The organism is Marinobacter suaedae (assembly GCF_030519635.1).
Lineage (GTDB): Bacteria > Pseudomonadota > Gammaproteobacteria > Pseudomonadales > Oleiphilaceae > Marinobacter > Marinobacter suaedae.
This window is the reverse complement of the sequence record NZ_JAUMIS010000002.1, coordinates 1108910-1121652: the sequence shown is the minus strand read 5'-3', so window position 1 is coordinate 1121652 and position 12743 is coordinate 1108910. Positions and strand designations below refer to the sequence as shown.

Sequence of the window (12743 nt, the reverse complement as noted above, 5' to 3'; positions counted from 1 at the left end):
GGTCCTTGCGTGGTTATTGTTGGTGTCTGTTTCGGGAACCGTCCAGCAGGAGGGTGAGAACGCCCTCCGCTAACTGGGGTTCGGCTTCGGCCATTGGCAAATGGCCGTCGATGGTCAGTTGGGAAAGCCCATGAACCAGTGACCAGGCCGCTGCCGTCACGAGCGACAGAGGCAGGGGTTTGAGTGTTCCGACGGCCTGGGCCCGAGCGACGGATTCCTCCAGAACCTGGAAGGCTTCCCGCCCGGCCTGGTCCAGCTGCGGATGAATGCCCTTGGGCAATACCCGTCCTCCGAACATGAGCCGGTACAGGTTGGGCTCGTCCTGGGCAAACGCCACATAAACCAGTCCGATATCCACCAGGGCCTGGCCAGGCTCTGCTTGTTCTACGCTCTGCAGGCGCTGGCGGAGTGCCCGGAAACCGTAAATGGCCAGTTCGGCGAGCAGGCTGTCACGGTCGGAAAAATGTCGATAGAGCGCCGGTGCACTGACGCCCAGCTGCTTGGCCAGACCTCTGAGGGCAATGGCGGCATCGCCGTGCTCCCGTACAACGGCCAGGCCCAGTTCCAGCGCCTGTTCGGGCAGATTCCCATGATGATAGGTGGCGACTCGGGCCGAGGATTCAGTCTTCATAAGTTAACGACGATAACAATGTTTACGGTGATAACATCACGGTTGGGACGGTGTGTCAATGAATGGGTTTGTGTTGAGCACAAAGCTCTTGGGGGCTCAGCATGGAATCTGCGGAGAGATCAGAACAGGGGTAATACCCGGTTCAGAAGTTTGCTCTGGCCCGGGCGGATAGCCACGCCTGCCAGAGGCGGGCCTTACCGGCGTCCCTCAGGGCATTCTGTCCCACCGGGGACGGAGTGATATTCAGGGGTCGGAGAAGCCTTCTCGCCCGGTGATTAAAGTTAAGAGCCTGCCGCCACATCATGGTTCTCTGGGTGTTGAAAATGACAGACATGGAGATGGAAATGTCGTCTGGCCCGTTTTTTACATAGTGGCCAGAAACGAACGGAATGTGCAGCGCCTCGCCGGGATGGAAATTGAAGTGGGTCATCCGCCGTTCCCGTTCGTCACTCCACGGCAGGGTGGTATCGGCATAGGAGACATAGGCTTCCCGATCCGGATCGGAAATGACCTGGGAATCCCATGGGCTCGCGACGGCGACCTTCTTGGAGCCGCGGAACTGGAAAAGAAACGTGGAGTACCGGTCAAGATGGAATGGCGTGACGCTGTTGGGGGAGGCGATGAACAGATACAGGGTTGGCATCAGAACCGGTCGTCTGGGGTCACGAAATGCAGCCAGCTCCGAAATGCTTGCCAGGATTTCCTGGTAAATGGGCTGGAAGCTCGGGTCCACTTCCGGAGAGTTCACGACGATCAGGGAGTTGGAGTCCATCAGGTTGTGCAGGGTGGATGCCAGAGCCTTGCTCCCGCGCGCTCGTCTGACGTTTTCTTCAAAGTGATCGCCCGCATTCAGCGGTCGATTGATTGTGTAGACCTGGTTCTCGGGAAGCCGGAGTAGTGTTTGGGTCAGCGATTCCAGTTCGAGGGCCTTACACCCCATGAGACCGTGCCGAGCCTTGAAAGGGGCCTCATCCAGCCGCGACGCATCAATGGCGGCCGGAAATATCCCCGCCCGAATCCGTTGCGATGTGGCAGCCGGGGAGAGTTGTACCCCGGGGCTGGCGGATGTGAGGGAACGTTGCGTCGACGCAAATTGGGGCGGAAATTCCTCCATAAAGACATCCCTGGTCTGGTTTTCCATGACGTTGTTGCGTCTGATTGATGACTTTAAATCTAGCCGTCGGTCGGTGGCTGGCGAGCCGGAACTTCTTGAAACGTGAGAGAGATTCAGTTTTGAGAGGATTTTTATGCTGAATCTGTATGCCAGCGGCAACCGCTGCTGGCGGCCGGGAGGGGCCTGTCAGCCTCGCGATTCGCAGATCGGGTGTGCTAGAATCCGCGCCGGCCGGCCGGTGCGCCATCCCCAGCGGATGGGGCTTCCGACCGGAACGTAGTGAGCGTCGTCCCATCCGGGGCGGTGTCGGATTAAACCCCGATAAACCACGCGGTACTGATACCCCAGGCAGTTGAATTTTCCCCCGACAGATTCTGATCCAGTTCTCGGTTGAGCGCTGTGGCTTTGCTTTTTCCGTTGAAACACGTCGCCAGCCGCCGTGAGTCCGGTGACAGCATGGCTGGCTTTGGTCGACGGACCGGCTCGCAGGACCGGGATGGAGCGGATCGAATCAGGAGCGTCACTGCCTGACAATGAACTTTGTGAGGACTTGTTTTGAATACATTTGGTAAGGCGGTTGCCGCCGTTTGTTTCGCTGGCGCAATGGCCCCGGCTGCCCACGCAGAAAAGTTTTTCAGCAGTTCCAGCGTTTCGGCGCTTTACGGCACCAACTACAAGGTAACTCCGGAAGAGCTGGTGACCTTTACCTATGAAAACGTGACTGCCCACAACTGGGGTGACACCTTCTTCTTCATCGACCGCCTGCAGTCCCGCGGCGATACCGCTGAGTTCAATGAAACCTACGGTGAGTTCTCACCGCGCGCGAGCCTGAGCTGGCTGACTGGCCAGCCGATGGCCTTCGGCCCAGTCAAAGATGTACTCGTTGCCTACACCTACGAGTTTGGTACCAACGACGACCCGTTTGTGCCGGCGTTCGATAACCACCTGACCGGTATTGGCCTGAGCTGGGATGTACCGGGCTTCCAGTACGTTGATACCAACGTTTACTACGCCAACAACGATGAGTCTGCTGACGACTGGCAGCTTACCGTGACCTGGGGCCTGCCCTTCAACGTTGGCGCCGCCAGCTTCCTGTTCGATGGCTTCATGGACTACTCTTCTGCGGCCAGCGATCACAAGGCAGAGATGCACATCAACCCGCAGTTCAAGCTGGACCTGGGTGCTTTCTCCAACAACCCGGGCGTGCTCTACGCCGGTGTTGAATACTCCTACTGGCGGAACAAGTTCGGCCTGGATCAAGACCTGGTCTTTGTTGACGGTACCGAGAATGCTGTCAGCGCACTGGTGAAGTTCCACTTCTAAGCCAGTCCGGGAGTCCGGCGTTCGCCGGGCTCCCGATTCCTCGCTCATTTCCCGTATCGACTATAGTGACCTTACCCCCGTGGTAACGGATGCTGTTTACTGGTTCGACTATGCCGTCCATCCGGCTTGACGATCCGCAGCGTCAGTCTGCTGGCCGTGTTTCGAAAGCCAATCCTGCATTGAAGAGAATTCATCATGTCCCTCGATCTGAACGCCCTGAAGAAGGCTGAATTGCACATTCATATTGAAGGCAGCCTTGAGCCGGAACTGATGTTTCGCCTGGCCGAACGCAATCGCATCACCTTGCCCTATGACAGCGTGGACGCTCTTCGAAAGGCCTACGACTTCGGAAATCTTCAGGACTTCCTGGACCTCTACTACCGGGGTGCCCAGGTGCTGTTGCACGAAGAGGACTTCTACGACCTGACCAAAGCCTACCTCGACCAGTGCAGGGCTCAGAATGTCACCCACGTGGAGCCCTTCTTCGATCCCCAGACCCACACCGACCGGGACGTGGACATGGCTACGGTGATCAAAGGTATTACCCGGGCCCTGAGTGACGCCAAAGCGGACTGGGGGCTGAGCTATGGATTGATTCTGTGCTTCCTGCGTCATCTTTCCGAAGAGGAGGCCCAGAAGACCCTGGATGCCGCGCTGCCGTTTCGCGATCACTTCATCGGAGTAGGACTAGATAGCAGTGAGAAGGGGCATCCGCCCACCAAGTTCAAGCGGGTATTCGATCGGGCCCGGGGAATGGGGCTGCATGCTGTTGCCCACGCAGGCGAAGAGGGGCCACCCGAGTACATCTGGGAGGCACTGGATGAGCTGGGCGTGGTGCGGGTCGATCATGGGGTTCGGGCAACCGAAGATCCGGCCTTGATGGAGCGGCTGCGCAAGGACCAGATTCCGCTGACGGTGTGTCCGCTGTCCAATATCCGGCTCAAGGTGTTTGATCACATGAGTCAGCATCCGATTCTAAAGTTGCTGGAAGACGGCCTGAGGGTGACCGTCAATTCGGACGATCCGGCTTACTTCGGTGGCTACATGACGGAAAACTTCGAGGCCTTGCGGAAGGATCTGGGCATGACGGACGATCAGGCCCGGCGACTGGCACAGAACGGCTTCGATGCGGCGCTGGTGCCCACGTCTTAGCGTTCATTCAAGGCATGCCTGACCAGTAGCCAGTAATCGGTATATGATGGCCCCTTAACGCATTCAAGGGTGTTGTTTTGCCGTCGACGTTTCGAAACCTGCCTCTGGTTCCCATCGCAATCAGCGCCTTGATGGTACTGATCTGGTTGTTGCCTGTTGGCGAGTGGCTTCAATACCACCGGGCGCTTGTCGGACAGGGGCAACTGTGGCGGCTACTGACTGCCAACCTGACTCACATTGATGGCCCCCACTTGCTGTTCAACCTGGCCGGGCTGTGGCTGATGGCCTGGTGGTTCGGCGGTGCGTTGTCTCAACTCAAGTGGCTGGTGGTGACGCTGGCTTGTGGTCTGGCCGTGACCGGCGGGCTGTTTCTCTTTTACCCCGATATCCTCTGGTACAAAGGCTTTTCCGGCGTTTTGTGCGGCCTGTTTGCGGCCGGCTCGGTGTTTATGATCAGCACTCACCGATGGCTCGCTCTGGCTGGGCTGGCGCTCGTGGTGATCAAACTGGTGGGCGATGCGGCGGGGTGGCCCGTTGTGGGCAGCGAGCCGATACACGACTTCCGGGTGGTCCACCAGGCCCACCAACTTGGTTTCATTATGGGGGCACTGGTGGCCGTTCTCTGGCGCCGGGTCAGCGGGCGATGCGGGTCAGGTTCTCTCCAAACCGAAAGTTGAACGCCAGGCTGATGCGCGGACGCTCGTTGTAGTGGGGCGCCACCATGTGCAGCAGGTAGCCCGGAAACACATACATGGTGCCGATCTTCGGGGTATAGCTCACCGTGGGTGCTGGCCGGTAGGGCGCACCCACCGGGATCGGGTCAAAGAACATGATATCGCCCGGGCATATGCCCGCATTCTCTTCGGTCGGATTCTCATCGACATCAATATACAGGCAGCCGCTCCACTCGCAGGGCAGGTGGGCGTGGGGCGCGTTCCAGGCACCGAAATCGTTGATGTTCGCCCAGAGTGACGACAGGAAAATCTCGGTTTCCGGTGGCTTACGCTCGGCGTGCAATGCCAGCCGACTGCCCACCTGGAAGATCTGCTCCGTCAGCCATTGCATCACCGGCTCTTTCGATTGATGCAGGGAATCGCCGGAATGCCACCCGCGCTGGTTAGAGCGCTGGATACCATCGGTATCTTCATCCCGCAATTTCTCCAGGTACTGTCGAATCTCTTCAGACCGGGCCCGCACTTCGGGAAGCTGGACTTCAAGAATGGGGACACCGAAATGGTGACGGTTCTCAGCTTTCATGACTATTTCACATTAATTTACAAAGCGGGAATAAAGAAGCGGGGTAATATTTGCCCAGCGAATAAAGGATTCTAAGCCTTCCTTTCTCACGAATGCCAGTGGAACAGGCAATTTACCGAAGAGGCCGGTCGGGAATCAGGACGAAACACCAATAGCAGTAGGGACATAGAAATGACTAACCTCAGCAAGGCCAAGCCGGTACTGAAGCCACTGGTCGCAATGATTGCATTGGCGAATGCGCAGATGGCGTTCGGGTGTGCGGATGTGGTGGTGACGGCGGCTAACGCATCGAGCGATACAGACCAGACAGTGACCTTCGATGAGGCGATTAGCACCGTACTTGCCGGTCCGGATAACTGTGGCTCGATTAGGGTTGACAACTCGCTGGCTGGGCAGACGTTAGATTGGGCAAGTACTAGCCTTGGCCTGAGCGGAAGGACGGTAACGATCACTGGCCCTTCGGTTGGAGCAGCAACCATTGCGGTCAGTCCAACAGTCTCAGCATTTTCAGAGAATTCGTCGCTCGCCATCACCGACCTGAAATTCGTACCGAACCCCGACAGCCTTCGAGTAAGCACCTTGGTCTTTGTGGATAGTGCCAGTTCACTTTCCCTTGATCGTGCGGAGTTTGTGGGATTTGATGCCAGCAGTTCGTCTGGAGGCGTCATTAGCTCATCAGGAACATTGAACATTGCAGACAGCGTTTTTGAGGACAACTCGTCTAACGGTGCTGGGGGCGCGATATCGGTGCCGACTGGTCAGGTGACTATTACTGGTAGTGAATTCCGTGGCAACGTCGCAGCTTCAAGCGTCGCATCTGCAAGTGGCGGTGCCATTAGCGGCAATACGGTTCAATTGACCATCGAAGACAGTGTTTTTGAGGCCAACTCGTCTACCGGCGTTGGGGGCGCGATATCAACGACAACTGGTTCGGTGAAGATTGCCAGTAGTGAATTTCGTAGCAATCTCGCAGATTCAAGCGGCGGTGCTATTAGCGCAAATACGGTTGAGCTGAATATCGAAGACTCTGTGTTTGATGGCAACCAGTCGCAGGTGGGCTCAGGAGGCGCAATCAATCAGGTGGGAGAGAGTTCCGGAACCTTGGCTGTCTTGCGAAGTGAATTTCGGGGTAACCAGTCGGCCTTGTCAGGCGGAGCCATTTATCAAAGCTCCTCTGTTGATTTGGGTATTCAAGACAGCGTGTTCGAGCAGAACCAGGCTGCCGCGAACGGAGGCGCAGTCTACGTCAACAATGGCAGCCTAGGCTCGCCCGTGTCTATAAGTAAGACCACGCTTGCTAACAACAGCGCTGGTGCCGACGGCGGGGGGGTGTACGCGCGCATACCGCAACCCGGCTTGGTCGTTGAAAGCTCTACAATTCATGGGAATGCGGCTCAGACTACCGGGGGCGGCATTTTTGTCATCGGGTACGTCTCCCCTCCCGATATTGCCATCAACCATAGCACCATTACAGACAATCAGTCGGCGGGAACAGCCGGTTATAGCGCGGGTGCTTTGACCGCGGACGGTGCGGCCAGTATTGAAATCAGTCATACGGTCATTGCCGGTAATACCCAAGGTGGGGAAGGTACTGGCAACATCTGTGTCGGGGAATCCTCGACGGTGGTTCAGGCGGTCCTGGATTACAGCTTTTGGGACAACACGACCAATTACGATACTAGCTGTACCCCTCCGGTTGCTGATACCTCCAACATTCTGGATGAGGTAGATCCGGGTTTGGGAGGGCTGGCTGACAACGGTGGTCTAACAAAGACTCGTTTTCCCATGGTGGATTCCCCGCTGCTTGAGGCGGGGAACCCTAATATTATGGGTGAGCCAGAAACGGATCAGCGAGGCAGTGCACGTGTTCTCAACGGCGTAATCGATATTGGTGCTGTGGAGTCGGGGAATCGGTCGCCGGTTGCCTCCGCTATAGTCGCTCTTGAAGTAACCGAGGGTGTACCTTTCACTGCAGATGCGAGCGAGGCCTTCAGTGACCCGGATGGTGACCTGCTGAGTTACGCGATCGACGGTGAGCCGGATGGCGCCGTGGTTGACGCGACGAGCGGTGTGATTTCCGGTACCGCTCAGTTGGCAGGAGAGTATACGATCACCGTAACTGCGTCAGACACCTATGGAGCCTCTGCGAGCACAACGTTTGCGCTCAAAGTAGCGGAAAGTTCTTCCGGCAGTGGCAGCGGCGGCGGTGGCTCCTTCGGGGTTGTCCTGGGATTGCTGGCCCCGTTGGCCATATGGCGGCGGTTGCGTCGGAAGGCGTAATTTGAATCCTGATTCCTGTGAAAAAAAACAAAAACCCCGGCTACTGCCGGGATTTTTTTTGAGATGCTTCCCGCAGGGTTTATTTCTTCATCCCATCTCCTCAATCGAAATCTCCACATCCTGAATTTCTGGACCTTGCCGGTCACGGTCATCGGGTAAGCTGCCACGAATTTGTAGTACCTCGAAATCTTGAAGCGGGCTATCTGGCCTCTGCAGAAGACGATCAGTCTAGGCTGCACTCTTTGAGGGCGTGAAATCTCGCGCACTCCCAGTAGTCAACGATGCCAGATCAGTTGTGACCCTTTCTTTTGCGTTGCTGTGGTTATGCGACCGGTCGTCATTTTACGGAGGGCGCAACATGCTGATTCTTGTCTTCTTGGCCTAAAGTTTACCTTTACGTAAGCTGAAATCCTGTGCTAATCATGCAAGGGTACTTTCAGCAAGAACAACAACAGGAGTTGAAAATGAGCCTTCCGGAACACACTGCCGTGTACAACAATTTCGACCCAGCCGCACTGGAAGCGCAGGTCTTGGATGGCCGTCTTGATAGCGGTCTGAACGTGTGTCACGAAATCTGTGACAAGTGGGCAACCGACCCGCAGAGGGTCGCGCTCTATTATGAAAAAGAAGGCGGTGGGGAAGGCGCACTGACCTTTGCTCAACTGAAAGATGCGTCTGCCCGCTTCGCCAATTACCTGAAATCCAAGGGGATCAAAAAAGGAGATCGGGTTGCCGCTCTGTTGCCTCGTACGCCCGAATTGCTGATTGTGATCGCCGGTACACTGCGCGCTGGTGCCGTTTACCAGCCGCTTTTTACTGCCTTCGGTTCCGGTGCTATTGAATATCGTTTTGAACGCGCGAGCACCAAGCTGGTTGTTACCAATCCGGAAAATTACCCCAAGCTGAACGACGTTAAGGAATGTCCTCCTGTTGTTGGAGTGAATGCCGGAGAAATCAATGCGGAGATTGCCGATTTCGAGACCGTTCTTGCCGGGCAGCCCAGCGAATTCGAGCCGGTGATGGTCACCGGTGATGATCCTTTCCTGCAGATGTTTACCTCGGGCACCGTTGGCAAGTCGAAGGGTGTCGCCGTTCTACATCTACATGAAGCAGGCAATTGATCTGCGTGAAGATGACAGATACTGGAATGTCGCCGACCCAGGCTGGGCCTATGGCTTGTACTACGCCGTGGTGGGGCCGCTGTTGATGGGGCATGCCACCCACTTTAATCCGGGCGGTTTCACTCCTGAATCTACCTACGACATGATCCGGAAGTACAAGATCACCAACCTGGCGGCGGCGCCCACGGCTTACCGTCTGCTCAAGGCCAACGACCATGTCCTGCCTGAAGGCGAAAACCTCGGTTTGAGGGTGGCCAGCAGTGCGGGTGAGCCGCTGAACCCGGAGGTGGTTAACTGGATCAAGCTCCGTCACTTCTGCCCGGTTAAAGACCACTATGGCCAGACAGAAACGGGCATGACCTGCTGCAACTTTCACGGTCTTGCACATCCCGTCCGTGAGGGTTCCATGGGTTACCCCGTCCCGGGCCACAGGGTAGTTGCACTGAATGAAAAGAATGAAGAGGTTGGTGCCGGCGAAGTTGGCCAGTTGGCGGTCGACGTAGCGGCGTCGCCCCTGTTCCATTTCGATGGTTACACCTGGGGTGAAAAGGACCCCTTCGTGAACGGCTATTACCTCACCGGAGATATGGTGATCTGCCATGGTGATGGCAGCTTCTCCTTCAGCGGCCGGGATGACGACATCATCACCACCGCGGGCTACCGCGTAGGGCCCGCGGATGTTGAAAGCACGCTGCTGGAGCATGCCGCTGTGGCTGAATCCGGTGTGGTGGGCAAGCCTGACGAAAAGCGTGGTTCCATCATCAAGGCTTATGTGGTGATCAAGGGCGATCAGGCGCCGGCAAATGACGAGACCCTGAAAGACGAGCTCCAGGATCTGGTCCGCCGCCGTTTATCGACTCACGCCTTCCCCCGTGAGATCGAGTTTGTCGACGAGTTGCCCAAAACGCCGAGCGGCAAGATCCAGCGTTTTGTTCTCCGTAACCGGGCACAGGACGAAAAGGCTCATGAAAGTCACGCTTGAGGAGCTCCGGGCATTTCTTGACGAGCAGTTTCCGCAGGGGGCCGCGTTCGGCTCCCTGCAGAAGCTCGGAGACGGCTGGGCAGAAATGAAACTGGCGGTGGATGAGGAGCACCTCAGGCCGGGCGGAACAGTGTCGGGGCCTGCAATGATGGGTCTGGCAGACGTGACTGTTTACGCTGCGCTGTTGACTCGAATTGGCCTCGTGCCCCTGGCAGTCACCACCAACCTGAATATCAGCTTTCTGCGCAAACCGGTCGCTCACCGGCCCATATGGGCGAGGGCGAAGATGCTGAAAGTAGGTCGGACCCTGGGCGTGGGCGAGGTGTTCGTCTATTCCGAGGGCGCCGAAGAGCCGGTTGCCCATTCGACCATGACCTATTCGATCCCACCCGAACGGTAGCTTCATGCAGATTCAAGACACGATGGTTTCAGTCGGAAACGACACTTCTATCGAGGTGCGGCGTATCCGGCACGAGCAGCCAACGGGGCCGACACTGGTATTCCTCCATGAATCTCTGGGCAACATCACCCTGTGGCGAAAGTTTCCGGAGCGTTTGGCCGAGGCCACGGGCTTTGATGCGCTCGTCTACAACCGACTGGGTTATGGCGAGTCGTCGGATGAGGTTCTGGCGCGCCCATACGATTACCTGGAGCAGCATGGTGTGGTCTGGCTACCGAGGCTGCTGGATGCGCTCTCGATCGAGGACGTCGTGCTGGTGGGGCATAGTGACGGTGGGTCCATTGCTCTGCATGCAGCGGCGGCGATGGGAGTGCGTGTCCGTGCGTTGGTGACAATGGCGGCCCATACCTACGCAGACCACCTGACCATCAAGGGCATCCAGGACATGAAAGCGAGATACCGGGAAACCGACCTGCGTGAAAAGCTGAAGCGCTACCACGGTGCCCGCACTGATGACCTGTTCAGGGCCTGGCACACCGTGTGGCTGGATGAAGGTTTTCTGGCCTCCCTCGACTTCAGGCAATCACTGGATGCAATCGAATGCCCATCCCTGATTATTCAGGGAGAGGATGACGGGTACGGGGTGCCCGAGCAGGTGACTGACATTGTCGATGGTATTGGGGAAACAGCACGCGCCGTGTTTTTGCCAGACACTGGCCATTCGCCTCATCTGGAACGGCCAGAGCAGATTCTCAATTTGCTATGCGACTTTTTGCCAAGAGAACTGGGTGTTAAAAGCGCAGTTATTAGTTGACGTTTACGTGTACGTAAAACTACCCTCTCAAGTAGTTTAAATTTAAAACAATAACAAAGGTGAACTGGCTCATGAGTGAACCGTACGTTCTGGAGACACACAACCTTGTCAAAGAGTTCAAGGGCTTTGTCGCGGTCGACGACGTGAATCTGAAGATTCAAAAAGGCCATATCCATGCCTTGATTGGTCCCAACGGGGCCGGTAAGACCACCGTCTTTAATTTGCTTACCAAGTTCCTGATTCCCACCCGTGGCCAGATCCTTTTCAACGGCCAGGATATTACGTCCATGAAGTCGGCTGCGATTGCCCGCAAAGGGGTGGTGCGCTCCTTCCAGATCTCGGCGGTTTTTCCCCACATGACCGCTCTGGAGAACATCCGTGTTGCTTTGCAGCGATTTGAGGGCACCTCTTTCAGCTTCTGGAAGTCAGGCAATTCTCTGAACAAGCTGAACGAGCGCTGTATGGAACTGCTGGCGTCCGTGGGCCTGGCTGAATACGCCAACACCACCACGGTGGAGCTTGCCTACGGTCGCAAGCGGGCGCTCGAACTGGCGACTACCCTGGCCATGGAGCCGGAGCTGTTGCTGCTTGATGAGCCAACCCAGGGCATGGGCGCCGAGGATGTCGATCGTGTCGTCGAGTTAGTTCGCACGGCTGCTAAGGGACGCACCGTACTGATGGTTGAGCACAACCTCAGCGTGGTCAGGAAGCTGTGTGACCGGATTACCGTGCTGGCACAGGGGGCCGTACTCACAGAGGGTGACTACGACACAGTGTCTGCCGATCCGCGGGTACGGGAAGTCTACATGGGGACCAGCGACAGCGGCGAGCGCGGTGCAGCCGGTAGCGAAAACCAGACGGAGGTGGCCCGATGAATCAGCATACAGACCGGGAATACGAACAACTCCGGGTTTCAGGACTGCACGCGTTCTATGGTGAGTCCCACATCCTCCATGGTATTGATCTTGTGGTGAACCGGGGTGAGCTGGTCACGCTGCTGGGCCGCAACGGTGCAGGGCGCAGCACCACGCTCAAATCGATCATGAACATGGTGGGCCGCCGCACCGGCTCCATCATGGTCAACGGGGAAGAGACCATGTCTCGTGCTCCCCACCACATTGCCAGACTGGGTGTTGGGTATTGCCCCGAACATCGGGGCATTTTTTCCGCGCTGAATGTGCAGGAAAACCTCACCCTGCCGCCGGTGGTTCGAAGTGGTGGCATGGATCTCGAAGAAATCTACGAGATGTTCCCCAACCTCTACGAGCGCCGCTTCAGTCAGGGCACCAAGTTGTCCGGTGGTGAGCAGCAGATGCTGGCCATGGCCCGCATCCTTCGCACCGGCGCCAATATGCTCTTGCTGGACGAAATCACCGAAGGCCTGGCCCCGGTGATTGTCGAGAAGCTGGGCGAGGTGTTGGTGAAGCTTAAGGAAAAAGGTTTGACCATCGTACTGGTCGAGCAGAATTTCCACTTTGCAGCCCCGCTGGCTGACCGCCATTACGTCATGGAGCACGGTCAGATTGTGGAAGAAATCAGTGCCGGTGAACTGAGTGCCAAGCAGTCGGTGCTGGACAGCTATTTGGGTGTGTGATCCCGAATTGCCTGAAACCAGAGAAAAGACCAACAACAAGAACGAACCCACGTAAAAACAGTAGCGGAGACAAAA

11 protein-coding genes and 1 pseudogene are annotated in these 12743 nt (G+C 56.8%); 9 read left to right on the top strand and 3 right to left on the bottom strand.

Annotated elements, in window-relative coordinates:
* Positions 1 to 13 precede the first annotated feature (13 nt).
* Both QVZ43_RS13915 and QVZ43_RS13910 read right to left on the bottom strand, forming a co-directional pair.
* The gene (locus tag QVZ43_RS13915) at positions 14 to 631 is read right to left on the bottom strand and encodes a TetR/AcrR family transcriptional regulator (RefSeq protein ID WP_302910409.1); all 618 of its coding nucleotides are present in this window, start codon (positions 629 to 631) and stop codon (positions 14 to 16) included.
* A 142-nt stretch (positions 632 to 773) separates the two neighbouring features.
* Positions 774 to 1772, bottom strand: coding sequence for a cupin-like domain-containing protein (locus tag QVZ43_RS13910; RefSeq protein ID WP_302910408.1), 999 nt, complete (start codon positions 1770 to 1772; stop codon positions 774 to 776).
* Positions 1773 to 2300: 528 nt separating this feature from the next.
* Between QVZ43_RS13910 and QVZ43_RS13905 the strand changes: the two genes are divergently transcribed.
* The 3 genes from QVZ43_RS13905 to rrtA all read left to right on the top strand — a co-directional run bounded on the left by QVZ43_RS13905 (position 2301) and on the right by rrtA (position 4897).
* A complete protein-coding gene (locus tag QVZ43_RS13905; RefSeq protein ID WP_302910407.1) occupies positions 2301 to 3068 on the top strand; it encodes an outer membrane protein OmpK in 768 nt (255 codons plus the stop codon).
* Between the two features lie 195 nt (positions 3069 to 3263).
* Positions 3264 to 4220 carry an adenosine deaminase gene (locus QVZ43_RS13900; protein WP_302910406.1) on the top strand — a complete coding sequence of 319 codons (957 nt, stop codon included), beginning with the start codon at positions 3264 to 3266 and terminating at the stop codon, positions 4218 to 4220.
* A gap of 77 nt (positions 4221 to 4297) precedes the next feature.
* A complete protein-coding gene (gene rrtA / locus QVZ43_RS13895; RefSeq protein WP_302910405.1) occupies positions 4298 to 4897 on the top strand; it encodes a rhombosortase in 600 nt (199 codons plus the stop codon).
* On the opposite strand, the gene QVZ43_RS13890 is transcribed toward rrtA, so the two are convergent.
* Positions 4854 to 5477, bottom strand: a complete 624-nt coding sequence (locus QVZ43_RS13890; protein ID WP_302910404.1) for a TIGR02466 family protein — start codon at positions 5475 to 5477, stop codon at positions 4854 to 4856. The genes rrtA and QVZ43_RS13890 overlap by 44 nt on opposite strands.
* A 171-nt stretch (positions 5478 to 5648) precedes the next feature.
* On the opposite strand from QVZ43_RS13890, the gene QVZ43_RS13885 reads away from it, so the two are divergent.
* The 6 genes and pseudogenes from QVZ43_RS13885 to QVZ43_RS13860 all read left to right on the top strand — a co-directional run bounded on the left by QVZ43_RS13885 (position 5649) and on the right by QVZ43_RS13860 (position 12668).
* Complete coding sequence (locus QVZ43_RS13885) at positions 5649 to 7757, top strand: choice-of-anchor Q domain-containing protein (protein ID WP_302910403.1); 2109 nt, start codon at positions 5649 to 5651, stop codon at positions 7755 to 7757.
* A 464-nt stretch (positions 7758 to 8221) separates the two neighbouring features.
* Positions 8222 to 9860 (top strand): annotated as a pseudogene (locus QVZ43_RS13880) (AMP-binding protein).
* Positions 9844 to 10260, top strand: coding sequence for a PaaI family thioesterase (locus QVZ43_RS13875; protein ID WP_302910402.1), 417 nt, complete (start codon positions 9844 to 9846; stop codon positions 10258 to 10260). The pseudogene QVZ43_RS13880 and the gene QVZ43_RS13875 overlap by 17 nt, the downstream one beginning before the upstream one ends.
* Before the next feature lie 4 nt (positions 10261 to 10264).
* Positions 10265 to 11074, top strand: coding sequence for an alpha/beta fold hydrolase (locus tag QVZ43_RS13870; RefSeq protein WP_302910401.1), 810 nt, complete (start codon positions 10265 to 10267; stop codon positions 11072 to 11074).
* Positions 11075 to 11145: 71 nt separating this feature from the next.
* Positions 11146 to 11949, top strand: a complete 804-nt coding sequence (locus QVZ43_RS13865) for an ABC transporter ATP-binding protein (RefSeq protein WP_302910400.1) — start codon at positions 11146 to 11148, stop codon at positions 11947 to 11949.
* Complete coding sequence (locus tag QVZ43_RS13860; protein ID WP_302910399.1) at positions 11946 to 12668, top strand: ABC transporter ATP-binding protein; 723 nt, start codon at positions 11946 to 11948, stop codon at positions 12666 to 12668. Before QVZ43_RS13865 ends, QVZ43_RS13860 begins: the two co-directional genes overlap by 4 nt.
* The last annotated feature ends 75 nt before the right edge of the window (positions 12669 to 12743 follow it).

Bases quoted from the DNA above. Each gene is read 5' to 3' on its own strand.
- QVZ43_RS13865 (WP_302910400.1), top strand. From the start codon at position 11,146: ATGAGTGAACCGTACGTTCTGGAGACACACAACCTTGTCAAAGAGTTC.
- QVZ43_RS13870 (WP_302910401.1), top strand. From the start codon at position 10,265: ATGCAGATTCAAGACACGATGGTTTCAGTCGGAAACGACACTTCTATC.
- QVZ43_RS13860 (WP_302910399.1), top strand. From the start codon at position 11,946: ATGAATCAGCATACAGACCGGGAATACGAACAACTCCGGGTTTCAGGA.
- QVZ43_RS13875 (WP_302910402.1), top strand. From the start codon at position 9,844: ATGAAAGTCACGCTTGAGGAGCTCCGGGCATTTCTTGACGAGCAGTTT.
- QVZ43_RS13910 (WP_302910408.1), bottom strand. From the start codon at position 1,772: ATGGAAAACCAGACCAGGGATGTCTTTATGGAGGAATTTCCGCCCCAA.
- QVZ43_RS13900 (WP_302910406.1), top strand. From the start codon at position 3,264: ATGTCCCTCGATCTGAACGCCCTGAAGAAGGCTGAATTGCACATTCAT.
- QVZ43_RS13890 (WP_302910404.1), bottom strand. From the start codon at position 5,477: ATGAAAGCTGAGAACCGTCACCATTTCGGTGTCCCCATTCTTGAAGTC.
- QVZ43_RS13915 (WP_302910409.1), bottom strand. From the start codon at position 631: ATGAAGACTGAATCCTCGGCCCGAGTCGCCACCTATCATCATGGGAAT.
- QVZ43_RS13885 (WP_302910403.1), top strand. From the start codon at position 5,649: ATGACTAACCTCAGCAAGGCCAAGCCGGTACTGAAGCCACTGGTCGCA.